Genomic DNA, 22,640 nt, shown 5'->3' on the forward strand with positions numbered 1-22,640 from the left:
GCGCGATGCAACAGGGAGCCAACATGACGGAAACCATCAGGTCGTACGATACCGCAGTTCGCGGGGCGTTTTTTGATATTGCCCGGGTCGCCGACGGCGCTGACGATATCGCCCGTCACGCGCGCTATCTTGCCGACGGACTGCTGTTTATTAAGGACGGTACGATCCAGACGCTACTGCCGTGGCAGGAGGGCGAGCAGTTTCTCCATCCGCACAGGGGCTATAGCGACCTGCGCGGCCGGCTGCTGCTGCCGGGCTTTATCGACGCCCACGTCCACTATCCGCAAACGGAGATGATCGGCGCCTACGGCGAACAGCTGCTGGAGTGGCTCACCGCCTACACCTTCCCGGTGGAGAGCCAGTTCGCGGATGAGGCCTATAGCGCGGAGATCGCCCAGTTTTTTGTCAACCAGCTGCTCAGCCACGGCACCACCACCGCCCTGGTGTTCTGCACGCTGCATCCCGAGTCGGTCGATGCGCTGTTTAGCGAAGCGCTGCGTCTGAATATGCGGCTCCTCGCCGGGAAGGTGATGATGGACCGCCACGCGCCGGATTATCTGACGGAAACGGCTGCGCAGAGCTACCGGCAAACCCGAGAGCTGATCCAGCGCTGGCACCGCCGCGGGCGCCTGGGCTACGCCATTACCCCGCGCTTTGCCCCCACCTCCACGCCGGAGCTGCTGTCGGCCGTTCAGCGGCTGAGGGAGGAGTTTCCGGACACCTGGCTGCATACCCATCTGAGCGAAAATCTCAGCGAGGTGGCGTGGGTGAAAAGCCTGTGGCCGGAGCATGAGCACTATCTCGACGTCTATCACCACTACCGGCTGACCGGCGAGCGCAGCGTGTTTGCGCACGGTATTCATCTGGCCGACGCGGAGTGGCGCTGCCTGCACGAGACCGGTTCCGCGCTGGCCTTCTGCCCAACCTCGAACCTGTTCCTCGGCAGCGGCCTGTTTCGCCTGCCCGCCAGCTGGCAGCAGCGGGTGCGGATCGGTATCGGCACCGACGTGGGGGCGGGAACCACCTTCAGCATGCTGCGCACGCTGGGGGAAGCCTATAAAGTTGCGCAGCTGCAGAGCTATCGCCTGCCCGCCTGCGAAGCCTTTTACCACGCCACCCTCGGCGGCGCCCACGCCCTGCGCCTCGACGACAAAATTGGCAACTTCCAGCCGGGAAAAGAGGCCGACTTCGTGGTTATCGACCCGGCCGCCACGCCGCTGCAGCGGCTGCGCATCGGCCGCTGTAAGGATATCTACGAGCAGCTGTTTGTGCTGATGACCCTCGGCGACGAGCGCAATATCAGCGAGACCTGGGTCAACGGCGAGCGAGTCTGGCGCCAGCAGGGCTGACGCCGCGGGCCGGGCCGCCAGGAAAAGTTAGCTCCCCCGGTAGGTTGACCAGCCGCCGGGGGCGATCAAAAACGGCAGGTGAAAGTGCTCATCGTCATCTTCGCCGATGGCGAAATCGATCTGTGCGCTAAGGTAGAGCGTTTCCCGCCCGTCGCGCGTAAACCAGTCGCCAATATCAGCCACCAGCCGATAGCGCCCGGCAATCAGCATACCGGGCGCCAGCAGCGCAATGCGGCCCTGCTCGTCGGTCAGGCCGCTGGCGATCGTTTGCCCGCCCAGCAGCAGGTTCACCGCCACGCCCTCGGCGGGCCTGCCGCTGGAGATATCGAGAATATGGGTACTCAACGTATTCATTCGCCTATGACTCCCGTCAGTCTTAATAAGGTAATTTCGCGTAGCTGCGCCAGCGCCTCTTCCGCTTCCTGCGCCTCGTCGTGCTGTAGCCGCTGCGTCAGCGCCCGCAGGATCTCCTCCCCGCTGCGGCCTTTGGCGCGGATCAGGAACACCCGCCCGAAGCGGGCCTCGTAGCGAGCGTTGCCCTCTTTTAGCGCCTGAGCAAGGCGCGCATCCTTCTCGTTGACCGCCGCCTGCTCCCGCCGCGACAGCGCGGCGTGCGCCCCACCTGCGGGCGGCTTTTCGCCGATGCGCGGATGGGCGCTCAGCGCCCGGTCCAGCTCGGCCTCCCCCCAGCCCTGGGCCGCGTCCTGCGCGGCGGCCAGCAGCGCGGCAAGGTCAGGATAAGGACGGCCCCGCACCAGCGCCGCGGCCCAGGCGGGGATCGCCACGCAGGGCCGCAGCAGGCCGCAGGCCGCCTCTTCATCCAGCCGGTTAAACTCCTCAATCGCGATCGTCGCGGCCTCTTCGGACATGTTTCGCCCCTTTTTTGTCGTCAATAGCGTTAGCGCAGTATTGCACAGAGCGGCTTGCACAAAGCAGGCCACATTCCCTTATTCCGGGTCTGGCCGCCGCGGCCAGGTGAAACGGTTGATTCGGCGTTGTCCAATTTACAATTTTTGATGCAAAAAAAGGCAATTATTGCCCGATAATGCACCACTTTAGCGCATACCCTCCGCTGCCGCGTCCGCCAGACGCCTCTATCGCGCCGGCGGCAAGCTGGTACGCAAATTGCTGGCTTCTTCCCGACGCATGCCACAGGAGAAGATAATGAAAGCATTAGTGATGGGCGCCGGTATCGGCGGCCTGAGCGCGGCCGTCGCGCTGAAAGAGGCCGGGATTAGCTGCGAGGTGTTTGAGGCGGTGCAGGAGATTAAGCCGGTTGGCGCCGCCATCTCAATCTGGCCCAACGGGGTGAAGTGCATGAACCGGCTGGGCATGGGCGACATCACGGAGACCTACGGCGGCCCGATGCGCTATATGGCCTATCAGGATTACCTGGAGGGAAAAACCCTGACCCGCTTTAGCCTTGCGCCGCTGGTCGAACGCACCGGCGGCCGCCCCTGCCCGGTCTCGCGCAGCGAACTGCAGGGCGAGATGCTCAATTTCTGGGGCCGCGACGCGGTACGGTTCGGCAAGCGAGCCACCCGCGTGGCGGAGGATGACGACGGCGTGACGGTGTGGTTCAGCGACGGAACCACCGCCCACGGCGATATGCTGATTGCCGCCGACGGCAGCCACTCAGCTCTGCGCCCCTACGTGCTCGGCTTTACCCCCGAGCGGCGCTACGCGGGCTACGTTAACTGGAACGGCCTGGTGGAAATTGACGAGTCCATCGCCCCCGCCGATCAGTGGACCACCTTTGTCGGCGAGGGCAAGCGCGTTTCGCTGATGCCGGTCGCCAGGGGGCGCTTCTATTTTTTCTTTGACGTCCCCCTGCCGGCCGGACTGGCGGAAGATCGCAGCACCCTGCGGGCGGATCTTAGGCGCTATTTCAGCGGCTGGGCGGCGCCGGTGCAGAAGCTGATCGCCCGCCTCGATCCGGCCACCACCAACCGTATCGAAATTCACGATATTGAGCCCTTCGACCGGCTGGTGCGCGGGAAGGTAGCGCTGCTCGGGGATGCCGGGCACAGCACCACTCCGGATATAGGCCAGGGCGGCTGCGCGGCGCTGGAGGACGCGGTGGTTCTGGGCGAGGCGTTACGCGAAGGCGGGGATATCGCCGCCGCGCTGCTCCGCTACGAAGCCCGGCGCTGCGAGCGGGTTCGCGATCTGATACTGAAGGCGCGCAAACGCTGCGATATCACCCACGGCAAGGAGATGGCGCTGACCGAGGCCTGGTACCGGGAGCTCGAAGAGGAGAGCGGAGAGCGGATCATCAACGGCCTGTGCGAGACGATACAGGGCGGCCCGCTCGGCTAACCGCCGCCTTCAGGGAGCGCACGCCGGGTTTCGCCAACGGCGCGCATCTCCTCCATTACCGCCGTTAGCTTCTGAATCACCATCTGTGCCGGACGCGAGAGCTGGCGCGATGGCGCGGCGCACAGCGCCAGGGTCAGCGGCCGCAGCAGCTTATTGCGCAACGGAATAAACGCCAGCTGCCCGCTTTTGACCTCATCCAGTACGTCCAGCAGGCTCAGTACCGTCACGCCGCTGCCTTTGAGGATCAGCGATTTAATCAGCCGAATATCATTGCAGCTAACGGCGTTGGCCGGCGAAAAGCCGTAGTGCCGGTAGAGCATCGCCACCCGATCGTACACGATAAGCGGCGCGCCGGGAACGATGTGCCGCTGCTGGCTAAGATCGCCCAACGACAGCGTCGCCGCCTGCGCGAGGGGGCTGTCCGGGCGCATCACCACCCCCATCTCCAGCTCGACGAACGCCAACACGCTGAGCCCCGCCTGGCCTTCCGGGTCGAGGATCAGGCCAAAATCGACGTCGGCCTGGCGAACCTTTTCGCTCACCGCGTGGCTCTCCGCCACCCGCAGATTGAGCTCCAGCCACGGCCACCCGGTAATAATATCGGCCAGCGCCGCGGCAAAGCTGCCCTCCGCCAGAGCCTGCACCATGCCGATGCTGACGCTGCCGCGCTTTAGCCCCTGCAGCTCGTCAAACTGCTGGCGGGTAAGCTGAAACTCTTTTTGCCAGCGCAGCAGGTTGTCATAGAGCAGCTCTCCGGCGGTGGTCATGCGCAGCCCTTCCGGCAGCCGTTCAAACAGCGGCGTACCGAACTCCTCTTCGGCCTGCAGGATCTGGCGATTAATCGCCGAGGCCGAGATATGCAGCTTTTCAGCCGCCCGGCGCAGGCTGCCGCTGCGGGCCACCGCGGCGAAATAGATAGCGAAACGCGAAAACGGACTCATATCCCACCTGTTCTCTTTTTTGCAACGCCTGAGTGAATTAATGGCGATGGATGTCAACACCCTAATATGACAACAATAAACTCACAACAATTAAACAAATGCTTTTCCGTGAGCAGGAAGGAACATGATGAACAGAACCAATCCCCCCCCACCGGCCCGCTGCACCTTCGAACCGGACGACTGGCTCAGGCTGGCGAAATGCTGGCACCCGGTCGCCCGCGCCGAGGACGTCGGCGGCGCCCCGCTGAAGGCGACCCTGTTGGACGAACCGCTGGTTATCTACCGGATTAAAGGCTCGGTGGTGGTCGCCCGCGACGTCTGCCCCCACCGCGGCGTACCGCTGACCCTCGGCTCTCACGACGACGAAGGGATTATTTGCCCCTATCACGGCCTGCGCTTCGGCGAAGAGGGGCGCTGCAACCGAATCCCCTCCAGCCCCGACCAGCCGGTTCCGGCCAGGCTCCACCTGACCCACTATGCGGTGGAGGAGCGCTTTGGGCTGATCTGGGTGTGCATGGCCTTCGACCCGGAGAACCCGATGCCGCTGCCCACCATGCCGCACTGGCACGATGAGGGGTTTCAGCAGATCAACTGCCCGGCGTTTGAAGTCAACGGCTTTGCCGGCCGTCAGGTGGAGGGGTTTCTCGATGTCGCCCACTTTGCCTGGATCCATACCGATACCTTCGCCGACCCGGATAATCAGGAGGTGCCGGCCTACAGCCCGCAGGAAACGTCTTTTGGCTTTATTGCCGATTACTGGAGCTCGGTCGGCAACTATCCGGCCAGCGCCGGATTCCGCGCGCCGGAGGGATTTCAGTGGCTGCGCCATTTCGAGATGCATCTGCCCTTTACCGCGACGCTGACCATCCACTTCCCCGGCGAAGCCCGGCTGGTGATTATGAACGCCGCTTCGCCGGTATCGTCGCGCGTCACCCGCATGTTCGCGCCGATTGCGCGCAACTTCGATCTCCACGTTCCGGTTGCCGACGTGCACGCGTTCAATCTGCGCGTCTTCGAGGAGGACCGGCTGATGGTCGAAACCCAGCGCCCGGAGAGGCTGCCGCTGGACTTAACCCTTGAGGCGCATATTCCCGCCGACCGCAGCTCGATTGCCTATCGTCGCGGGCTGCAGAAGATGGGCTTTGGCGACTTTTTCCTCGTCTAGACGGAGGCGTAAATGAGCGAACTGCTGCAGGTGGTGGTTGACGGAATGTGGCGCGAGGGGGATGCCAGCCTCGCCGTCAGGCTGGTGGCCAGGGACGGCAAGCCGCTGCCCGAGTGGCGGCCGGGGGCGCATATCGATCTCCATCTGTCGGATGGGATGATGCGCCAGTACTCGCTGACCGGCCCGACGAGCGGTGCGGAGGGCTATCTTATCTGCGTCGCCCGGGATCGCGCCTCGCGCGGCGGTTCGCGCTATATCCACGAGACGCTGCGCCCGGGCCAGGCGTTACGCATCTCTCCCCCGCGCAACCTGTTTACGCTACAGCCGGCGGAACGCGTTGTGCTGCTGGCCGCCGGTATTGGCATTACGCCGCTCTACGCGATGCTGCTGCAGCTCGAAGCGGACGGCGTGCCGGTTGAGCTGCACTATTACGTCAAGCGCCGGGAGAACGCGGCCTTTATCCGCCCGCTGGCGCGGCGCTTCAGCCAGGGAACCTGCGCCCTGTACTGCTCAGAAGAGGGGCACAGCCCGCGCCAGCATCTCGCCTCGACCCTTGCCGGGGCGCGCGCCGGGCAGCATCTCTATCTGTGCGGGCCCCACGGTTTTATGACCTGCGCACGCGAAGTCGCGGCGGCAAAGGGCTGGCCGGAGGCGCAGATCCATAGCGAAGCGTTTCAGGCAGCGCCGGCGGTCGCCGACGTCGGCGGCGAGGCCGACACCTTTACCGTTACCCTGGCCTCGTCAGGCGCGCGGTGGCCGGTTCCGGCGCACCAGACTATCGCCCAGGTGCTCCAGCAGCAGGGAGTTGCGGTCCCGCTCTCCTGCGAAATGGGGATGTGCGGCGCCTGCCTCACGCCGGTTATCGAGGGGGTGGTCGATCATCGGGATACGGTACAGTCCCCGGCGGAGAAGGCCGCCGTCGCGCAGCGTATCGCGCTCTGCTGCTCCCGTAGCCGCTCGCCCAACCTGCTGATCGATCTCTAGCGGAGGCGCTCGCTTTCCGCCGGCGCCGGACTGCCAGAGAGCAGACCGGCGCCCTGCCCGCCGACCAATCACGCTATAGCAAAAGTTAACCTGTCATTCCCTAATGGCATAATTTTTATAAAAATTATTCATTTTCATTCTGAAACAAATACTGCCATATTTGTATGACAAATTCGGTATCGCCGGACGCAGCCTGCTGGCCGGGAGTATGAGAAGAACGCCTCAGGCGGACGCTGCGCGCGAGGATCCTGACCAGCCGTCTGGGTACTGCCTGGCGCAGCCTCCAGACCGATGCTCAGGAATCATTCTGAACATCCACAATAAAACTGAGCACTATCCGAGTATTTGCCAGCCAGACTTTTGGCTGGTTTTTTTTGGCCGTTACTGGCCTGATTTTTCGTTTTTTAGCAGGTCGCTTAGCCGGGCGTGGTTGTGCGCAAAGAGGGCGTTAAACGTCTCGCGGCTCTGCGGGTCTAAGCCCGCCACCAGCGCCTCATGCTGCTCGTGCCTGCGGATACTCTCCTGCACCGACTTCAGCGCCGCCTCCATCGCCATCAGCTCTCCTGCCAGCTCGCTTTCCAGCTTTGAGCGGTAGAGGGACTCCCGCGCCAGCAGGCCCATTTTGCGATTGGCTTGCTCAATCGCGGCGCTGCTTTTTTGCAGCGATTCGGCGACGGCGGCCAATATTTTATTCTCGATCATTGCTCGGTTCCCCCGGCCGAAACCAGCCTCAGCGTCTCTGCCAGCTGGCGATGAAACATTTCCCGCTGCGCGACGCTCAGCGCATCCACCTGCTTTTTCACCGCGCTGACGCGGGCGAAGTACGCCTGCTGCACCTCCGCCTCAATCTCCCGCCGACGTTCGGCGGGAATATCGGGGTAATGCCTCTAATTAGTTGAATGATGTATAATGCCCGCTTTTGAGGTTTTCTCATGGCCAGCGTTAACGTTCATTGTCCCCGTTGTCAGTCTGCTCAGGTTTATCGCCATGGTCAGAACCCTAAAGGCCGTGACAGATTTCGCTGTCGTGACTGCCACCGCGTGTTTTTACTCACCTATACCTATGAAGCCCGTAAGCCGGGTGTCAAAGAGAAAATTACCGAAATGGCCTTCAACGGTGCCGGTGTCCGGGATACGGCAAGAACGCTAAAAATCGGCATTAACACCGTCATCCGCACTTTAAAAAACTCGCGCCGAAGCGAATAACATCCTCTCCGGTTGCCCATGCAGATGTGGCTCTTATCTGTGAACTCGATGAGCAATGGGGCTTTGTCGGCAGTAAAGCCCGGCAGCACTGGCTCTGGTATGCCTACAACACCAAAACAGGGGGCGTTCTGGCTTATACGTTCGGCCCCCGTAATGATGAGACATGTCAGGCGCTGCTGGCGTTATTGACCCCCTTCAGCATTGGCATGATAACGAGCGACGATTGGGGAAGCTACGCCAGAGAGGTGCCGAAGGAGATACATCTGACTGGTAAAATTTTCACACAGCGCATTGAGCGAAACAATCTGACGCTGCGAACCCGTATCAAGCGGCTGGCACGCAAAACAATATGTTTTTCACGTTCCATCGAATTGCACGAAAAAGTCATCGGCTCATTCATCGAGAAATACATGTTCTACTAATTGGAGGCATTACCAATATCGGCAAAGGCATCCGTTGATGAAGAGCCGGCTGGGGAAACCATGCCGGAAAGTCGCCTGACCATCGTGCCTCCTGATAATTTAAAACAGACGCATATTGCGCGGATCGCCGTCGCTGGTGTTGTAAATCGTGAATCTCTCGATTAATTCAATAAACTCGTCGCGCGGTGGGATCCCGTTCTCCAGCAGCCTGCGCTGGCTCAGGGCGCACCACAGCGCCACGGAGTAGGCCTGACAGTTCACCGATTTTTCCGGGTTGAATTCAATGTCGGTAAACGCGGAGTACTCCAGCACGCTCTCTTTAAGCGGCGAATGGCTGAGCGCGTTAAGGTACAGCCAGTCATAGAAGGCGGTTTTCGGCTCGAGCGGCCAGATGATGGCCGCGCGCTGCTCGCTGGGCTGGAAGGAAAAGTGCGCCAGCCGCCCGGAGGTTTTCAGCTGCTCCGCGCGCTTTGCGTCCTTCGGCGCCATACGCATCAGCTCGCGAAAGGGCCCGCGCAGCGCTCCGTTATCCATAAAGACTTTCGAAGACTGAAACAGCGACTCCACGCTAATAAACTGCCCGCCGCTGCTCTGTACCCCCATATTAAAGGCGCTCAGCGCCCTGCCCGTCTCCTGCGTGGACTTACTGGAAACTTCGAGAATTTTCGCTTCCGGGACGCTTTGCCGATAGTTCTCGTGCAGGGAGGCGATTGATTTCTGCTTTTGCGACACCGCCAGCCCGGCTGACCAGCTGAAATCCACGTTAGCAATATCGACCAGGGTATCCCCCTGGCTCCTCGGGATAAAGACGGGGCGTACGGCCATAAATTTACCTGAAAGAAAAACGGGAAGGATCGACGGTGATTATCACCGAACTCTCGCGTAGCCATAAAGGAATACTCGCGGCGCTGTAAAAAATATCCTCGCTAATAAACCCGGGCGCAATATTGCCAAGATAGAGGATCTCGGCCTGGATATCATACGGACGATCTCCCGACTCTTCGCCGTTCTCCCCGACAAACATGGTCTGAAAGGCCGCATGTTTTTTACGCTCGCCAAGGCTTACTGCCTTAACCGCGCTCGACGCCGCGTTGCTGCGGCAGAACACCGCCCGGTTTAACAGCTGTGGAAAGTCAAAAGAGGGTTCGACGGGTCCGCTCAGCAGCTCTTTTTTGATTTTCAAAATCACCCAGTCGCTATCGCTTAACCCACGGGAATATTTGTAGAGCATTTTATTATTAATGTGGCCAATCGAGAGAGATATTGAGTCCCTCACGCCATCCAGCCGCAGCTCATCATTATAGTGAAAAGGATAGCCTTTATTTTCAATTTGCTGGCGGGTCATAATGCCCGATGAAAATATTCCCTGCAGATTATTCAGGTGGGTGAAATGATACAGCGAAGAGATATTCCGCCGTCTGACCTGCGAAAAGTCGATGGCTCTTGACCAGTTAAATTGCTGAATGGCATAAAAGGGCTTACCCGGAACCTGCTGCATAAACGGGTGATGCCTCCAATTAGTAGAACATGTATTTCTCGATGAATGAGGGTAGAGTCTTAGGACGTGGTGTAAATTCGGCGGTCATGACTCAAATTTAGTGTTGTAGTATGCTTTGCTTTTTGGATTTCTGATGGCAAAGATTGATGTGGTATGCCCACGTTGGTAATGCCTCCAATCAGTAGAACATGTACTTTTCGATGAAGGCACCGATGACCTTTTCGTGCAATTCGATGGAACGTGAAAAACATATTGTTTTGCGTGCCAGCCGCTTGATACGGGTTCGCAGCGTCAGATTGTTTCGCTCAATGCGCTGTGTGAAAATTTTACCAGTCAGATGTATCTCCTTCGGCACCTCTCTGGCATAACTGCCCCAGTTATCGCTGGTAATCATGCCGATGCTAAAGGGCGTCAACAGGGCCAACAGTTCCCGACATGTCTCATCGGTACGTGGGCCGAAAGTATAAGCCAGTACGCCACCCGTTTTGGTATTGTAAGCATACCAGAGCCAGTGCTGCCGGGCTTTACTGCCAACAAAGCCCCACTGCTCATCAAGCTCGCAGATGAGTGCCACATCGGCATGAGCGACAGGAGAAGCGGTTATCCGGGACGGCGAGAGCTTTTTAATGTCCGTATGACGGTATTGATACCGACCTTAAGAACTCTGGCGGTATCGCGGACGCCGGCACCGTTGTGTGCCAGTTCAACTATCTGTTCTTTTACACCGGGTTTTCTGGCTTCACAGGTATAAGCCAGCTGAAAAACGCGGCGACATGACCGGCAACGAAAGCGCTCGTGCCCGGAACAGCTGTGCCCATGGCGATAAACAGAATCGGAATGGCAACGAGGACAATGAACAGTAACGGTAGCCATAGAAAGCCCTAAATACCAGTAGCATATCATGGTTTTCTATCGATTGAAGGCATTACCCATAAACGCATGGTGTAAATCCGACATATAGGCCGGCGCCAGATGGGTTAGCCCGGTTATCGCATAGCGCATTAGCATATAATCCTTAAAGCCGACGACGTGCATAATAATAGCCAGCGCCTCGCTCATCGTAATCGACGCCGGTATATTATTAAGCTCGCGGCTGGGCGGCGGATTTTCTTTATTCACGCCCGCAAGGAGGTTAACCTGCAGATTGCGCCTTTGCGCGGCCTCGCGTAAAAAGTCGCTCTCCGGCCGGAGCGGCTCAGGCCTGATGAACCCCGGCGGCGACTGGCTACCTGATTTAGTAGGGGGAGTTTCCTTTTTTTTTATTAAATTACCAATAACCGCCAGCACAATTAGAATGCCAATTATCGTCCACATATGAACTCCAACTCCAGCAGCCGCATTATGATTTTGTGTGTGTAAAAACGCATCGCGCCGTCGCCCTGATAAAAAGGACCGGCAAGGATTATCTTATTAGTATTTTTACGCCGGTTGTCGGACCCACTGAACGTGCAATAAACAGGCGCGCTCTACAGTAGTCCATTCATTGGGTGAACTCAAGGGGCATCAATATGGCGAATGTTTATCACCAAAGGGGCGGTAAGAAACAGCAGCCCGTCGTGCCATTGCGCAATCGGGCAGAATAAGCCCCTGTCCACGCGGATGACCGACCGGGCCGCAGCGCTTTTAAAAACGTCGCGATTGCGCCAGTATGGGCTCTCTCCCCCGCCCGCCGGGGAATTCATCACTTTGCTTAACGAGGGATAATGGAACGCTTATTTGTCTACGGCACGCTGCGTCCGGGCCACGCGAATGCCCATATTCTGGAAAATATCGGCGGAGAGTGGCTGCCGGGCGCGGTGAGCGGCACCTTTTACGAGCGCGGCTGGGGCGCTGCCGCTGATTTTCCGGGGATCGTCCTGAGTAAAAGCGGGCCGCAGGTCCACGGCTATCTGTTTATGTCCAGCAGGCTGGCGGAGTTCTGGCCGGCGCTGGATGAATTTGAAGCGGGCTACGACCGGGTGCAGACTGAGGTGACGACGGCCGACGGGCAATGCCTGTCCGCGTGGATCTATCAGCTACAGCCGCAGGTTCAGCCGTAGGGTCGTGCGTGCAGCGTATCGATGATTAACGCCCCGCATGGCGCAATGCCTGCGGGGCGTTTTGCCTTACAGCCAATTAACCGCGCCAGCCCAGCGCCGGCGCAACGTGTTTGAGGATCGACTCGATAACGTGGACGTTGTAATCCACGCCGAGCTGATTCGGCACGGTCAGCAACAGGGTGTCCGCTTCGGCAATCGCTTCATCCTTCTTCAGCAGCTCGACAAGCCGGTCCGGCTCTGCGGCATAGCTGCGGCCGAATATCGCGCGCGTTTTCTCATCAATCAGGCCGATCGTATCGCCCTCATCGCGGCCGGAACCGAAATACATCCGATCGCGATCGTCCATCAGGGCAAAAATGCTGCGGCTGACCGAGACCCGCGGCGTACGGACATGCCCCGCCTGCGCCCAGGCCTCGCGGTATGCCCGAATCTGTTTGGCCTGCTGAATATGGAAAGGCTCGCCGGTCTCGTCATCTTTCAGCGTCGAGCTTTGTAGGTTCATGCCCAGCTTCGCCGCCCATACCGCGGTGGCGTTGGAGCCCGCGCCCCACCAGATACGTTCGCGCAGCCCCGCAGAATGCGGCTCGGGGCGCAGCAGGCCCGGCGGGTTGGGGAACATGGGCTGCGGATTCGGTTTGGCAAAACCTTCTCCTCGCAGGACGTCCAGCAGCACTTCGGTATGGCGACGCGCCATATCTGACTCGTTTTCTCCATCCGCGGGCACGTAGCCAAAATGGCGCCAGCCGTCAATCACCTGCTCCGGAGAGCCGCGGCTGATGCCAAGCTGCAGGCGACCGCCGGAGATCAAATCCGCCGCCCCCGCGTCCTCGGCCATATACAGCGGGTTTTCATAGCGCATATCGATAACGCCGGTGCCGATTTCAATGCTGCGGGTTTTCGCGCCTATCGCGGCCAGCAGAGGAAACGGCGAGCTGAGCTGGCGGGCAAAATGATGCACCCGAAAGTAGGCGCCGTCCGCGCCCAGCTCTTCGGCGGCAACGGCCAGATCGATGGATTGCAGCAGCGCGTCAGCGGCCGAACGGGTTGCGGACTGCGCCGACGGCGTCCAGTGACCAAATGACAAAAATCCAATCTTTTTCATGACGTATTCATCCTGGTTTGCAGGGAAATGATCCGCAGGCGGTGATGCCGTAAATCAGCGCCTGCCGAGGTTAACCTCTACTTTACGCATTCGCTGCTGAGGATAAATATCGTTTGTTTAACATAATGCATCAAATAAATTGACCGAGTGATGCCGGGCCTTGAGCCTCAAATTCTGCGGCCTGCGCCTGAGCTTACGCCCCCTGGCACGGCAGCCATAAGGTACATCGGCAACGTTCGGCTATTTTCTGCAAAGTAGATTAATGCCACCTGCTCCGCAGGTGGCTTATTTACGCAATCAAAGCGGATGCGCGCGCATGCGTACGGGGTGGATATCGGTAAACAGCGGCACGTCCGCCATCACTTCGGCGACTTCCGGCGAAGAAAATACCGCGGATACCGCCGCCTCATCGCGGAAAATACATTCGCAAATGGCCAGGGTTCCCGGCTGCTCCCGCAGCGGGAAGAAAGCGGCCACGCTGACCAGACCATATTTTTCCCAAAGGTCCATCACCAGCGGAAGATGGCCGTTAACATAGTATTGCCGATCGAAACGATCCTCCGCGCGACCCTGGTAGCTGACGTAGATAACAACCTGCGTATTCTCTCTATTCATAATGCTCTTCTGTTAAAGGGATTTGAAATACCCGCGCTGCTATCGGTTTTGCCCCAGCGCGGCCTGGATGACTCATACGTTCGATTTGCTGAGCTTGGGCGCAGCCGCCGACTTCCGGGCGAGGCGGATACTCAGCCCTGCCCCGGCCGTCAGGCAGGCGGCGATGCACAAAATGGCGACGATAAACGCGTGGGTGATAGCGCCGGGATCGCTGCGAGAACCCAGAACGGCGTAAAAAATGCCGCCAATCACCGCCACGCTAAGGGCGGTGCTGAGCTGTAGGGTCGAGCTGACCACGCCGGCAATCATCCCGGCATAGGCCGGCGCAACGCGGCCGGTAATAATGTGCATCAGCGTCGGGAGCGCCAGCCCCTGGCCAAAGCCGATAATAAACAGCGCCGCCGACAGAGGAAGCGAGGCCGGTGGAATACCTTCCGCCGTGGTGGTCATCAGCCCGGCAAACCCCAGCAGACCCAGCGTTTCCAGCCCCATCCCAATAGGATTGACGTAAGGGCCGGCGATCCGCCTGCCAGACGGCGTGGAGAGCGGCCCCAGCAAAAAGCCGGCGCCGAACGGCAGAAAGATCAGCCCTGCCCGCAGCACGCTTTGCTGCAGAGCGCTCTGCAAATAGATCGAGAACAGGAGGAAAAAGACGCCGATCGAATAGAACAGCAGCGCCAGCAGCAGGGAGAGCCCCATGTCCGGCTCGCGAAAAATCATCGGGTCGATCAGCGGATCGCCGCCCCTGCGCGCAAGCCGATTTTCATAGCGCCAGAACAGACAGGCAGCGACCGGCGCCAGCGCCAACGCCAGCCAGGCCCACCACGGCCAGCCCGCTTCCCGACCTTCGATTAGCGGGACGATCAGCAGCCCCAGGGCGATGACGGAGAGCGCCATCCCGCCCATATCTAACCTGCGGGCCTGCCGCGCGCGCGTCTCTTTGATCAGCGGAATGCCGAACAGAAGGACCAGCAGCGCAATCGGTAGGTTGACGAGGAAAATAGCCCGCCAGCCGCTATCAAAGAGATTTAAAGAGATCAGAATGCCGCCCAGCGCCTGGCCGATAACCGACGCCAGGCCGAACACCGCCCCGTACAGGCCCAGCGCGCGCGATTTTTCCGCTTCCGGGAAAATCGCCTGAATCGACGCCAGCGCCTGCGGCGCCATAACCGCGGCGGCGATGCCCTGCAGCACGCGGCCGCCGATCAATGCCCCGGGCGACCAGGCAAAACCGCACAGCGCCGACGCCGCGGCAAAGCCGATCAATCCGGCAAAAAACATCCGTCCGCGGCCAAACAGATCCCCCAGCCGCCCGCCGGTGATCAGCGTAACGGCATAGAATCCGGCGTAGGAAGAGATAACAAACTGCTCGGCCGACGCCGAGGTCCCCAGCTCCTCCTGGATGGAAGGCAGCGCCACGTTCACGATGAAGAAATCCAGCGGCGGTAAAAGGCGCCCACCAGCAGGACGATAAACATCGCCCAGCGGTGAGGTTCGACTGAGCCAGGACCTAAGTGGGACATATACGCTCTCCAAATGGAACCATTCAGTTCCCAATAGGGTAAAAAAATTAACGCCCGATAACGCGCATCGTGCAATCGACCACGGCGCGCATCTCCTCTTCGCTGGCGCCAGTTTTGCCCAGCACCCGCATACCTTCAATCTGACAAACCAGAAAATGCGCCACCGCCTGCTCATCGCACTCGGGCAGCTCGCCGTCGACCTGCCCGCGCACAATCGCCGCGGCGTACAGCTGCTGCAAGCGGCGGAACATGCGCCCGGTTCGCTCGGCCACCTGCTCATCGCGCGCGGCCATTTCGGTAGTCAGCGACACCACCAGGCAGCCGCGCCGCCCCTTCTCTCCCCAGGAGAGCGCGGCGTAGCGCAGCAGCGAGGCGCGAATCGCCTCGCTGACCGAACCGGGCTGCGACAGAATATCCGCCGTCGCCTTCAGCCCGTCGGCGGTGTAGAGATCCAGGGCGGCCAGCAGCAGCCCCTTTTTATCGCCAAACGCCTTGTAAAGGCTGCCGCGCGACAGGCCGGTACCGGCGATCAGATCCGGCAGCGACGCCGCCTCATAGCCGAGATCCCAAAAAACGTTCATCGCGTCGCGGGCGGCCTCTTCCAGCTCAAACTCCCGCGGACGCCCGACAGCAGATAGATTTTTCATTGATAAACCCAGTCAGGAGGTTTAAATTATAAACCGATTGGTTCCTATACTAGCAGCGGCGGAAGGACAAACGCAAGCCGCTCGTCTGCGTAACGAAGGATTAAATACGTCATGACCGATAGAACATTCATTATCCCCGCCGCCATGCAGGCGCTCTCTGAACGCACCGGCTACGTGCCCGCCGTGCTGGTCGGCAACACACTCTACTGCGCCGGACAGGTAGGCCGCACGGCCGATCTGGAGGTGATTAGCGACACGGAGCAGCAGTTTATTGCCTGCTGGCGCAACCTGGAGTTAGTGCTCAACGAAGCGGGCTGCAGCTTTGACGACGTGGTGGAGATGACCACTTATCACGTTGATATGGCTGAACACATGGGCACCTTTCGCCGCGTGAAGGACGCTCTTTTCCCGCGCGGCAGAAGCGCATGGACCTGCGTAGAGGTGACGAGCCTGGCGCATCCCGGCCTGCTGGTCGAAATAAAGTGTATTGCCGTGCGGGGGGCGTAAGCGCGGCCCCGGTACGATAAAGGCAGGGCTAACCTTCCATAAAAGAAGCGCGGTTTGTTCACCGCGCTTTATGTTTTTACCGGAGGCTCTTAAACCGCGACGCTGCCGCCATCGACAAACAGTTCGCTGCCGGCGATGAAGCTGCTCTCGCTGGATGCCAGGAACAGCACCGCCTTCGCTACTTCGTCCGGCCGCCCCAGCCTGCCGAGCGGAACCTGCTGGTTCAGCGCCTCTTCAAATCCCGGACGCGCGTCAAGATAGCCGCGCATCAGGCGCGTTTCGGTGCCGCCCGGCGCGACCACGTTCACGCGGATGCCCCGCTCCTTCAGGTCATTGGTCCAGGTTCGCGCGAACGAGCGCACCGCCGCCTTGCTGGCGTTGTACAGCGACTGGCCGGCAAAGCCTTTGCTGCCGGCAACCGACCCGTTGAGAACGATCGCGCCCTCCGCGCTCATCAACGGCAGCGCCTTCTGCACGGTGAAAAGCAGGCCCTTAACGTTCACCGCGAACATTCGGTCGAAATGGTCCTCGTCGATCGCCTCGAGCGTCTGCGTTTCGGCAATCCCCGCATTGGCAAAGACAACGTCCACCCTGCCGTGGTCATCCCGGATCCGCGCGTAGAGCCGATCGAGATCGGCTGAAACGGCGACGTCCCCCTGCACCCCCACCGCGCCGCCGCCGATCTCCCGCACGGCGGCATCGAGATGCTCCTGCCGACGCCCGGTGATGTAGACGTGGGCGCCTTCAGCGGCGAACCCTTTCGCCGTCTCCAGGCCGATACCGTCGCTGCCGCCGGTAATAACCACCACCTTGTTCTCAAACCGCTTCGTCATTTTACCGCCCTCTCAATCAATAAGTGGAGTGTTGCTCCACTTAAAATACGGAGGTATCCTCCACTTGTCAAAGGGGGAGAAAAAAATTGAACGATGAATCCATACTGCGCGCTGACGCGCTGCGAAATCGCGAGCGCATTCTGGCCGCTGCCGAAGAGGTATTTCTGACCAGAGGGGCCGCCGTCTCGCTGGAGGACGTGGCTAAACGGGCAGGCGTCGGCATCGGTACGCTCTATCGACGCTTCCCGACCCGTGAAGCCCTGCTGGCCGCCGCCTGCAGCGAGCGCTTCCTATCGCTGGCTGAGGTCAGCCGCGCCCGGGATGCCGAGGTCGATCCGGCGAGCGCGATACGCCTCTATCTTGAAGAGCTGGTGACTAACACCATTATCTATCGCAGCTTTGCCGCCTCGCTCGGAACGGTTCTGCAAAGCGGCACGCCCGGCTGCCACGCGATAACCGAAGAGGGCCAGCGCCTGCTCCGCCGCGGACAGGAGGCCGGCATCCTGCGCCGCGACGTGACCTTTGACGATATGGTGTATGTGATCACGGCAATCTCTCTGGCCGCCGAGCAGGATGGCTCGCCGCTGTCGCGCATCGCGCACCTGGTCAACCTGTTTCTCGTCGGCATCAGCGAACGCTGAAGCCGCCGGGTACGGCAGACAAACCGGATGAGCGCAGGACGGCGAACGATCAGCCCTGTGCCGTTGGGCGAATAACGATGCTGCCCACGTCGACTTCAGGCGGCTGCTCAAGCGCAAAGAGAATTCCGCGAGCGATGGCATCCGGCGAGATAGCAATGCCCCCCAGGCGCTCATCGATCAGCTTTTTCGTCGCCGGATCCGGGATAGTGTCGCCGAAATTAGTGGCGATCGCCCCCGGAGAAATTTCGGTCACCCGCAGATAGGGACCCGCCTCCTGCCTCAGCACCTCTGTTGCCGTGCGCACCGCGTTTTTGGTCGCCGCATAAACCCCCATGGTGGGGACGATCTGGATGCCTGCCGTTGAAATCACGTTAACGACATGACCGCTCCCCTGGCGGGCAAATACCGGCAGCGCGGCAGCGATGCCGTAAAGCGTGCCGCGGAAATTCACGTCGATCATCAGGTCCCAGTCCTCCACGCGGAGCGCGTCAAAACGGGAGATCGGACCGACTCCGGCGTTGTTGACGATGGCGTCCAGCCTGCCGCCTTGCGCCACCGCGAAGGCGACAAACTCATCAAGCTGGCTGCGCAGACGCACATCAGTGGCCTTAAACGCGGCTTTGCCGCCTGCGAAGATAATTTCGTCGGCAACGGCCTGCAGATCTGCGGCATTACGCGAGCCCAGCACAACGAACGCCCCACGCTGCGCCAGTAGTTTCGCGCTGGCGCGGCCAATGCCGCTGCTGGCTCCCGTAATCGCGACAACTTTTCCCACGACGCTCATGATGATTTCCTTTGCAAGATGATTTTGGTCATGATAAGCGTTAGGTTTAAGATCATCTATACTCAAACGTCCATGAAATTAGCGAAATCATCTAAAAATAGGCTCGACCCTCTATCGGATGTCCTTGACACGCTCGGCGCCAGGGTGACCCGACGCACGCGCCTGGAAGCGGCGGGGAGATGGGCGCTAGCATTCCCCGCCATCGACCGGCTCAAGTTCGTCGCCCTGCTGCGGGGCAGCCAGTGGATGATAGTGCCGGGGTGGGAACCGCAGCGTCTGCACGAGGGGGACATATGCCTGCTTGGCCCCACGGCATACGCCGTGGCCAGCGACCCGGACGCCGCGCCGATTGACGGCCAGGCCCTTTACGGCCCCGGATGCGACGTCGTGCGCATCGGCGGAAATGATACGGTGAGCATCGGAGGAACGGTCACCTTCGCCGTACCAAACGCCGATTTTTTGCTTGAAAGAATGCCGGTGTTCATGATTATTCCCCGCTCCGCGCCCGCCTCCTCGGCGATCGCGACGCTTCTCGACCTGGTCAACGGCGAAATCGAACGCGGCCAGCCAGGACGCGAGATAGTCAGCGCCCGTCTTGCCGATATTCTGGTCGTGGAGGCGATTAGGGCTTACACAGAAAATATCGGGCCGGGTGAAATCGGCTGGCTCAGCGCGATTTCAGATCCGCGTCTCGGTCGGGCGCTTCACGCCATGCATCAGGACGTCGCGCAGCCGTGGACGGTAGCCAGGCTGGCGGGCGTAGCCGGCATGTCGCGCGCCGCCTTCTCCGCTGAGTTCAGCCGTCGCCTGGGGCAGCCCCCGCTCTCCTATTTACGCACGTGGCGCCTCACCCTTGCGCGTACGGCGCTAATGCGCGGCGATCCGACTATCGCCAGCATCGCGAGCAGGGTCGGCTATAGGTCGCAGAGCGCCTTTACCCACGCCTTCCGCCGGGAGTTCGGCTATACGCCGAAGGCCGGCTCCCGGACGTAACCCGCCCTATCCGGCCGTCATTTTTTTGTCATAACTGGCTCACCCTCCTGTCAGAACCCTCCCGCTACACTCCCTCCTGTATCGAAAAACAGTCCCGTTGAGGAGAGAGTGAGAATGAGCATGAAAATCAAACATAAAGCAGTAATGAGCCTTGTTGCCGCGGCCATGATGATGGCCGGCGCCAGCCACGCGGCCGAGGCCGCGCCGGTGAAAAATATCGTGCTGGTACACGGCGCCTTTGTTGATGGTTCCGGGTGGAAGCCGGTCTACGACATTCTGAGCCGCGACGGCTACAGGGTTACGCTGGTGCAGGAGCCGCTGACCTCGTTTGCCGACGATGTCGCCGCCACCCAACGTATTCTGGATCGCCAGGATGGCCCGGTTATTCTGGTCGGCCATAGCTACGGCGGCGCGATTATTACCCAGGCCGGTAACGATCCGAAGGTCGCCGGGCTGGTTTATATCGCCGCCCACGCGCTGGATGCCGGCGAGAACCGGGCGGAGGTCAGCAAAAAATATCCCAACTCCGCGCACCCGTTTATCAAGACGTCTGACGGCTACGTGATGCTCGATCCGCACTATTTCCCGGGGGATTTTGCCGCCGACCTGCCGCGCGAGCAGGCTCAGTTTGGCGCGCAGTCGCAGATCCCCACCTCGCCGACCTCGCTTGGCGCCGTGGTAACCGAAGCCGCGTGGCGAACCAAACCTAGCTGGTATATGGTGGCGAAATCGGACAAAATTATTAACCCCGATCTGGAGCGTATGTACGCTAAACGCGCGAAAAGCCATACCGTGGAAGTTGACGGCAGCCATTCCGTTTTTCAATCTCATCCCAAAGAGGTCGCCGCGCTGATTGAGCAGGCGGCTACCGGCGCGCAGAAGTGAGTTGCTGCCGCTGCGCTGGGAAACGCGTTCAGGAGCCATGGTGAAAATACTGGTGATAGAAGACGAACCCAAAGCTCGTGAGTACATGCGCAGCGGCCTGACCGAGTCCGGCTACGTGGTCGACGTTGCCGTAAATGGCCAGGAGGGGCTATTTATGGCCCGGGAGCACCATTACGATCTCATCCTGCTGGACGTAATGATGCCGCAGATGAACGGCTGGGAAGTGATGGCGCAGCTGGACAAGCAGCTTGATACCCCGGTGATTTTCCTCACCGCCAAAGGCACCGTCGAGGACAAAATCAAAGGGCTGGAGCTTGGCGCAGATGACTATCTGGTCAAGCCCTTCTCGTTTGCCGAGCTGCTGGCGCGCATCCGCACCGCCCTGCGCCGCGGCGGACAGGCGAAGCGCGAAGAGCAGCTGGCGGTCGGCGATTTGCGCCTCAACCTCACCACGCGGCGGGTGGAGCGCGCCGGCGTGCGCCTGGACCTGACCAACAAAGAGTTCAACCTGCTGCAGCTGTTTATGCTCAACCCCGGCCAGGTATTGACCCGAACCCTGATCGCCTCCCGGGTGTGGGATATGAATTTTGATAGCGACACCAACGTGGTTGACGTGGCGGTGCGCCGCCTGCGGCAAAAGGTCGATGCGCCCTTTGACCTTCCACTGATCCATACCGTGCACGGCGTGGGCTACTGCTGTGAGGAACAAGAATGAGGGGCCTGTCGATCAGCACCCGATTATCGCTGATGATGGGCGCCGCAGTTCTGGTGGTACTGCTCGGCGTCGGTACGGCGCTCTACCGCTCCCTCTGCCAGCAGCTCAGCATCCGCGACGACATCGCCCTAACCAACCGCCTCGATCAAATCCGCACCCTGGTGCTTAACGAGGACGTCCAGCAGATGATCCGCGAAAAGCCGCATTTGTTTACCAACATGCTGGGCAACACCGAATCGCTGCTGGTGCTGCGTTTTCCGGGCCAGCCTCCGCTGATTGAGGTCAATCCGGGCAAGCGTCCGCTGCCGGCGATCGCGCCGGTGACCGCCAGCCGGCCCATCGTCCCCGAGGACGTCCATCACCAGCAGACGCCAAACGGCGTGCCCTTTATCTCAGCCGCCGCCCTGGCGGTGACCGGCCACTCGCCTTCCCGCCAGCTGGAAATTATTACCGGCAGGCTGATGACCGAACGGACGCAAACCCAGGCGAACTACCTGCGCCAGATTGCGCTGATCACGCTGTGCGCGGCCCTGGTGGCGGTAGCGCTCAGCGCCCTGTTCGCCCGCCGCAGCCTGCGGCCTTTGCAGCGCCTGGCCAGAGAGACCTCGACGATTGACGTACGCCATCTGGGAAGGCGCATCGCGCTGCCCAACCCGCCGGCCGAACTCCAGCCGCTGATCGGCGCCTTTAATCAGATGCTGGAGCGGCTGGAAAACAGCTTTCAGCAGCTCAGCCAGGTCAGCGCGGATATGGCCCACGATCTGCGCACGCCCATCGGCAATCTGCTGGGGCAGACCGAAATAGCCCTGACGCAAAAACGCAGCGAAGACTATTACACCGCGCTGCTGGGCTCCAATTTTGAAGAGCTGGTGCGCCTGTCCACCATGATCGACAAAATGCTGTTCCTCGCCCGGGCGGAAAACGCCAGCCAGGCGATTAACAAAGCGCCGCTGTCGCTGGATGAGGTTCTGCTTCCGCTGGCGGAATATTTTGAAGGCCTGGCCGAAGAGCGGCAGATCGCCCTGCGCTTTTCCGCCAGCGGAAACATTACCGCCGATGCCGACCTGCTGCGGCGGGCGGTCGCCAATCTGCTCGATAACGCGATTCGCTACGCCGACGGCGATAGCGAAGTGCAGATCGAAGCGCGCCACCAGCCCGACGGCGTGCTGCTTAGCGTCACCAACCGCGGCGAGACGATTTCGCCGGAGCAACAGGAGCGGCTGTTCGATCGCTTCTGGCGCGCCGACAGCGCCCGCCACGCCTCGAAAAACAGCAGCGGGCTGGGCCTGTCTATCGTGCGCGGCATTATGCAGCTGCACCAGGGACGCTGCGGCGTAAGCTCCGGGCAGCGGCAGACGCGCTTCTGGCTGCTCTTTCCCCACTCCCCGGCAAAGTAGCATCGGGCGGAGGCGCCCGCAACGGGCGCTAATTGCGCCGCGCGTCGGCGCTCCCGCTCAGCGTCGGCGCCCCTCG

Annotated in this window: 27 protein-coding genes; 12 read left to right on the forward strand and 15 right to left on the reverse strand. The window is 60.5% G+C overall.

Annotated elements, in window-relative coordinates; all coding sequences use genetic code 11:
• Window positions 1-35: 35 nt before the first annotated feature.
• Complete coding sequence (guaD, locus tag AC1M2H_RS17495; protein ID WP_480151975.1) at window positions 36-1,349, forward strand: guanine deaminase; 1,314 nt, start codon at window positions 36-38, stop codon at window positions 1,347-1,349.
• Between the two features lie 27 nt (window positions 1,350-1,376).
• On the opposite strand, the gene uraH is transcribed toward guaD, so the two are convergent.
• The gene (uraH, locus tag AC1M2H_RS17500) at window positions 1,377-1,703 is read right to left on the reverse strand and encodes a hydroxyisourate hydrolase (RefSeq protein WP_480148358.1); all 327 of its coding nucleotides are present in this window, start codon (window positions 1,701-1,703) and stop codon (window positions 1,377-1,379) included.
• On the reverse strand, window positions 1,700-2,218 hold the full coding sequence (gene uraD, locus AC1M2H_RS17505) for a 2-oxo-4-hydroxy-4-carboxy-5-ureidoimidazoline decarboxylase (protein ID WP_480148359.1): 519 nt from the start codon (window positions 2,216-2,218) through the stop codon (window positions 1,700-1,702). The genes uraH and uraD overlap by 4 nt, the downstream gene beginning before the upstream one ends.
• A 295-nt stretch (window positions 2,219-2,513) precedes the next feature.
• On the opposite strand from uraD, the gene hpxO reads away from it, so the two are divergent.
• Complete coding sequence (gene hpxO / locus AC1M2H_RS17510) at window positions 2,514-3,668, forward strand: FAD-dependent urate hydroxylase HpxO (RefSeq protein ID WP_480148360.1); 1,155 nt, start codon at window positions 2,514-2,516, stop codon at window positions 3,666-3,668.
• Here the strand turns inward: hpxO and hpxR are convergent.
• A complete protein-coding gene (gene hpxR, locus AC1M2H_RS17515) occupies window positions 3,665-4,609 on the reverse strand; it encodes a LysR family hpxDE operon transcriptional regulator HpxR (RefSeq protein ID WP_480148361.1) in 945 nt (314 codons plus the stop codon). The genes hpxO and hpxR overlap by 4 nt on opposite strands.
• Before the next feature lie 127 nt (window positions 4,610-4,736).
• On the opposite strand from hpxR, the gene hpxD reads away from it, so the two are divergent.
• The gene (gene hpxD, locus AC1M2H_RS17520; RefSeq protein ID WP_480151976.1) at window positions 4,737-5,774 is read left to right on the forward strand and encodes a molybdenum cofactor-independent xanthine hydroxylase subunit HpxD; all 1,038 of its coding nucleotides are present in this window, start codon (window positions 4,737-4,739) and stop codon (window positions 5,772-5,774) included.
• 12 nt (window positions 5,775-5,786) lie between these two features.
• Window positions 5,787-6,758 (forward strand): PDR/VanB family oxidoreductase, encoded by a 972-nt coding sequence (locus AC1M2H_RS17525; RefSeq protein ID WP_480148362.1) that lies wholly within the window; start codon window positions 5,787-5,789, stop codon window positions 6,756-6,758.
• 381 nt (window positions 6,759-7,139) lie between these two features.
• On the opposite strand, the gene AC1M2H_RS17530 is transcribed toward AC1M2H_RS17525, so the two are convergent.
• On the reverse strand, window positions 7,140-7,460 hold the full coding sequence (locus AC1M2H_RS17530) for a hypothetical protein (RefSeq protein ID WP_480148363.1): 321 nt from the start codon (window positions 7,458-7,460) through the stop codon (window positions 7,140-7,142).
• On the reverse strand, window positions 7,457-7,594 hold the full coding sequence (locus tag AC1M2H_RS17535) for a hypothetical protein (RefSeq protein WP_480148364.1): 138 nt from the start codon (window positions 7,592-7,594) through the stop codon (window positions 7,457-7,459). The genes AC1M2H_RS17530 and AC1M2H_RS17535 overlap by 4 nt, the downstream gene beginning before the upstream one ends.
• 96 nt (window positions 7,595-7,690) lie before the next feature.
• On the opposite strand from AC1M2H_RS17535, the gene AC1M2H_RS17540 reads away from it, so the two are divergent.
• Window positions 7,691-8,385, forward strand: a protein-coding gene (locus AC1M2H_RS17540) for an IS1 family transposase (RefSeq protein ID WP_480148365.1) whose coding sequence is annotated in 2 segments (ribosomal slippage) — window positions 7,691-7,937 and window positions 7,937-8,385 — 696 coding nt in all. Because the reading frame shifts where the segments join, the coding sequence is not laid out codon by codon here.
• A gap of 99 nt (window positions 8,386-8,484) precedes the next feature.
• Here the strand turns inward: AC1M2H_RS17540 and AC1M2H_RS17545 are convergent.
• From AC1M2H_RS17545 to AC1M2H_RS17560, 4 genes are all read right to left on the reverse strand, one after another.
• On the reverse strand, window positions 8,485-9,210 hold the full coding sequence (locus AC1M2H_RS17545; RefSeq protein ID WP_480148367.1) for a DarT1-associated NADAR antitoxin family protein: 726 nt from the start codon (window positions 9,208-9,210) through the stop codon (window positions 8,485-8,487).
• Window positions 9,211-9,214: 4 nt separating this feature from the next.
• Window positions 9,215-9,883: a DarT ssDNA thymidine ADP-ribosyltransferase family protein gene (locus AC1M2H_RS17550; protein WP_480148369.1), complete on the reverse strand. Its 669-nt coding sequence runs from the start codon at window positions 9,881-9,883 to the stop codon at window positions 9,215-9,217.
• 178 nt (window positions 9,884-10,061) lie between these two features.
• A protein-coding gene (locus tag AC1M2H_RS17555) for an IS1 family transposase (RefSeq protein ID WP_480148370.1) occupies window positions 10,062-10,756 on the reverse strand; the annotation gives its coding sequence in 2 pieces (ribosomal slippage) (window positions 10,062-10,510 and window positions 10,510-10,756; 696 coding nt in all).
• A 36-nt stretch (window positions 10,757-10,792) separates the two neighbouring features.
• Window positions 10,793-11,002 (reverse strand): hypothetical protein, encoded by a 210-nt coding sequence (locus AC1M2H_RS17560; protein WP_480148372.1) that lies wholly within the window; start codon window positions 11,000-11,002, stop codon window positions 10,793-10,795.
• A 584-nt stretch (window positions 11,003-11,586) separates the two neighbouring features.
• Here AC1M2H_RS17560 and AC1M2H_RS17565 point away from each other — a divergent pair.
• Window positions 11,587-11,922, forward strand: a complete 336-nt coding sequence (locus AC1M2H_RS17565; protein ID WP_480148374.1) for a gamma-glutamylcyclotransferase family protein — start codon at window positions 11,587-11,589, stop codon at window positions 11,920-11,922.
• A gap of 76 nt (window positions 11,923-11,998) precedes the next feature.
• Here AC1M2H_RS17565 and AC1M2H_RS17570 read toward each other — a convergent pair whose 3' ends face one another.
• From AC1M2H_RS17570 to AC1M2H_RS17585, 4 genes are all read right to left on the reverse strand, one after another.
• Complete coding sequence (locus AC1M2H_RS17570; protein WP_480148375.1) at window positions 11,999-13,024, reverse strand: LLM class flavin-dependent oxidoreductase; 1,026 nt, start codon at window positions 13,022-13,024, stop codon at window positions 11,999-12,001.
• A 297-nt stretch (window positions 13,025-13,321) separates the two neighbouring features.
• Entirely contained in the window at window positions 13,322-13,639 is a 318-nt protein-coding gene (locus AC1M2H_RS17575; protein WP_480148376.1) for an EthD family reductase, read from the reverse strand.
• 72 nt (window positions 13,640-13,711) lie between these two features.
• On the reverse strand, window positions 13,712-15,064 hold the full coding sequence (locus tag AC1M2H_RS17580) for an MFS transporter (protein ID WP_480148377.1): 1,353 nt from the start codon (window positions 15,062-15,064) through the stop codon (window positions 13,712-13,714).
• A 145-nt stretch (window positions 15,065-15,209) separates the two neighbouring features.
• A complete protein-coding gene (locus AC1M2H_RS17585; RefSeq protein ID WP_480148378.1) occupies window positions 15,210-15,809 on the reverse strand; it encodes a TetR/AcrR family transcriptional regulator in 600 nt (199 codons plus the stop codon).
• A gap of 111 nt (window positions 15,810-15,920) precedes the next feature.
• On the opposite strand from AC1M2H_RS17585, the gene AC1M2H_RS17590 reads away from it, so the two are divergent.
• Window positions 15,921-16,316, forward strand: coding sequence for a RidA family protein (locus AC1M2H_RS17590; RefSeq protein WP_480148379.1), 396 nt, complete (start codon window positions 15,921-15,923; stop codon window positions 16,314-16,316).
• Between the two features lie 89 nt (window positions 16,317-16,405).
• Here AC1M2H_RS17590 and AC1M2H_RS17595 read toward each other — a convergent pair whose 3' ends face one another.
• The gene (locus tag AC1M2H_RS17595; protein WP_480148380.1) at window positions 16,406-17,149 is read right to left on the reverse strand and encodes an SDR family NAD(P)-dependent oxidoreductase; all 744 of its coding nucleotides are present in this window, start codon (window positions 17,147-17,149) and stop codon (window positions 16,406-16,408) included.
• An 86-nt stretch (window positions 17,150-17,235) separates the two neighbouring features.
• Here AC1M2H_RS17595 and AC1M2H_RS17600 point away from each other — a divergent pair, with 86 nt between their 5' ends.
• Entirely contained in the window at window positions 17,236-17,790 is a 555-nt protein-coding gene (locus tag AC1M2H_RS17600; protein WP_480148381.1) for a TetR/AcrR family transcriptional regulator, read from the forward strand.
• 49 nt (window positions 17,791-17,839) lie between these two features.
• Here AC1M2H_RS17600 and AC1M2H_RS17605 read toward each other — a convergent pair whose 3' ends face one another.
• Complete coding sequence (locus AC1M2H_RS17605; RefSeq protein WP_480148382.1) at window positions 17,840-18,574, reverse strand: SDR family oxidoreductase; 735 nt, start codon at window positions 18,572-18,574, stop codon at window positions 17,840-17,842.
• A 72-nt stretch (window positions 18,575-18,646) separates the two neighbouring features.
• Here AC1M2H_RS17605 and AC1M2H_RS17610 point away from each other — a divergent pair, with 72 nt between their 5' ends.
• From AC1M2H_RS17610 to AC1M2H_RS17625, 4 genes are all read left to right on the forward strand, one after another.
• A complete protein-coding gene (locus AC1M2H_RS17610; protein ID WP_480148383.1) occupies window positions 18,647-19,567 on the forward strand; it encodes an AraC family transcriptional regulator in 921 nt (306 codons plus the stop codon).
• 114 nt (window positions 19,568-19,681) lie between these two features.
• The gene (locus tag AC1M2H_RS17615; RefSeq protein WP_480148384.1) at window positions 19,682-20,452 is read left to right on the forward strand and encodes an alpha/beta hydrolase; all 771 of its coding nucleotides are present in this window, start codon (window positions 19,682-19,684) and stop codon (window positions 20,450-20,452) included.
• A gap of 40 nt (window positions 20,453-20,492) precedes the next feature.
• Window positions 20,493-21,167, forward strand: coding sequence for a heavy metal response regulator transcription factor (locus tag AC1M2H_RS17620; protein WP_480151977.1), 675 nt, complete (start codon window positions 20,493-20,495; stop codon window positions 21,165-21,167).
• Window positions 21,164-22,564, forward strand: coding sequence for a heavy metal sensor histidine kinase (locus AC1M2H_RS17625; RefSeq protein ID WP_480148385.1), 1,401 nt, complete (start codon window positions 21,164-21,166; stop codon window positions 22,562-22,564). Before AC1M2H_RS17620 ends, AC1M2H_RS17625 begins: the two co-directional genes overlap by 4 nt.
• Window positions 22,565-22,640: the final 76 nt, after the last annotated feature.

This window comes from Klebsiella sp. F11 (assembly GCF_056712265.1).

What these genes read in the sequence shown, in the direction of transcription:
- uraH (WP_480148358.1), bottom strand. Translation starts at nt 1,703, where the DNA reads ATGAATACGTTGAGTACCCATATTCTCGATATCTCCAGCGGCAGGCCC.
- uraD (WP_480148359.1), bottom strand. Translation starts at nt 2,218, where the DNA reads ATGTCCGAAGAGGCCGCGACGATCGCGATTGAGGAGTTTAACCGGCTG.
- hpxO (WP_480148360.1), top strand. Translation starts at nt 2,514, where the DNA reads ATGAAAGCATTAGTGATGGGCGCCGGTATCGGCGGCCTGAGCGCGGCC.
- hpxR (WP_480148361.1), bottom strand. Translation starts at nt 4,609, where the DNA reads ATGAGTCCGTTTTCGCGTTTCGCTATCTATTTCGCCGCGGTGGCCCGC.
- hpxD (WP_480151976.1), top strand. Translation starts at nt 4,737, where the DNA reads ATGAACAGAACCAATCCCCCCCCACCGGCCCGCTGCACCTTCGAACCG.
- AC1M2H_RS17525 (WP_480148362.1), top strand. Translation starts at nt 5,787, where the DNA reads ATGAGCGAACTGCTGCAGGTGGTGGTTGACGGAATGTGGCGCGAGGGG.
- AC1M2H_RS17530 (WP_480148363.1), bottom strand. Translation starts at nt 7,460, where the DNA reads ATGATCGAGAATAAAATATTGGCCGCCGTCGCCGAATCGCTGCAAAAA.
- AC1M2H_RS17545 (WP_480148367.1), bottom strand. Translation starts at nt 9,210, where the DNA reads ATGGCCGTACGCCCCGTCTTTATCCCGAGGAGCCAGGGGGATACCCTG.
- AC1M2H_RS17550 (WP_480148369.1), bottom strand. Translation starts at nt 9,883, where the DNA reads ATGCAGCAGGTTCCGGGTAAGCCCTTTTATGCCATTCAGCAATTTAAC.
- AC1M2H_RS17565 (WP_480148374.1), top strand. Translation starts at nt 11,587, where the DNA reads ATGGAACGCTTATTTGTCTACGGCACGCTGCGTCCGGGCCACGCGAAT.
- AC1M2H_RS17570 (WP_480148375.1), bottom strand. Translation starts at nt 13,024, where the DNA reads ATGAAAAAGATTGGATTTTTGTCATTTGGTCACTGGACGCCGTCGGCG.
- AC1M2H_RS17575 (WP_480148376.1), bottom strand. Translation starts at nt 13,639, where the DNA reads ATGAATAGAGAGAATACGCAGGTTGTTATCTACGTCAGCTACCAGGGT.
- AC1M2H_RS17585 (WP_480148378.1), bottom strand. Translation starts at nt 15,809, where the DNA reads ATGAAAAATCTATCTGCTGTCGGGCGTCCGCGGGAGTTTGAGCTGGAA.
- AC1M2H_RS17590 (WP_480148379.1), top strand. Translation starts at nt 15,921, where the DNA reads ATGACCGATAGAACATTCATTATCCCCGCCGCCATGCAGGCGCTCTCT.
- AC1M2H_RS17595 (WP_480148380.1), bottom strand. Translation starts at nt 17,149, where the DNA reads ATGACGAAGCGGTTTGAGAACAAGGTGGTGGTTATTACCGGCGGCAGC.
- AC1M2H_RS17605 (WP_480148382.1), bottom strand. Translation starts at nt 18,574, where the DNA reads ATGAGCGTCGTGGGAAAAGTTGTCGCGATTACGGGAGCCAGCAGCGGC.
- AC1M2H_RS17610 (WP_480148383.1), top strand. Translation starts at nt 18,647, where the DNA reads ATGAAATTAGCGAAATCATCTAAAAATAGGCTCGACCCTCTATCGGAT.
- AC1M2H_RS17615 (WP_480148384.1), top strand. Translation starts at nt 19,682, where the DNA reads ATGAGCATGAAAATCAAACATAAAGCAGTAATGAGCCTTGTTGCCGCG.
- AC1M2H_RS17625 (WP_480148385.1), top strand. Translation starts at nt 21,164, where the DNA reads ATGAGGGGCCTGTCGATCAGCACCCGATTATCGCTGATGATGGGCGCC.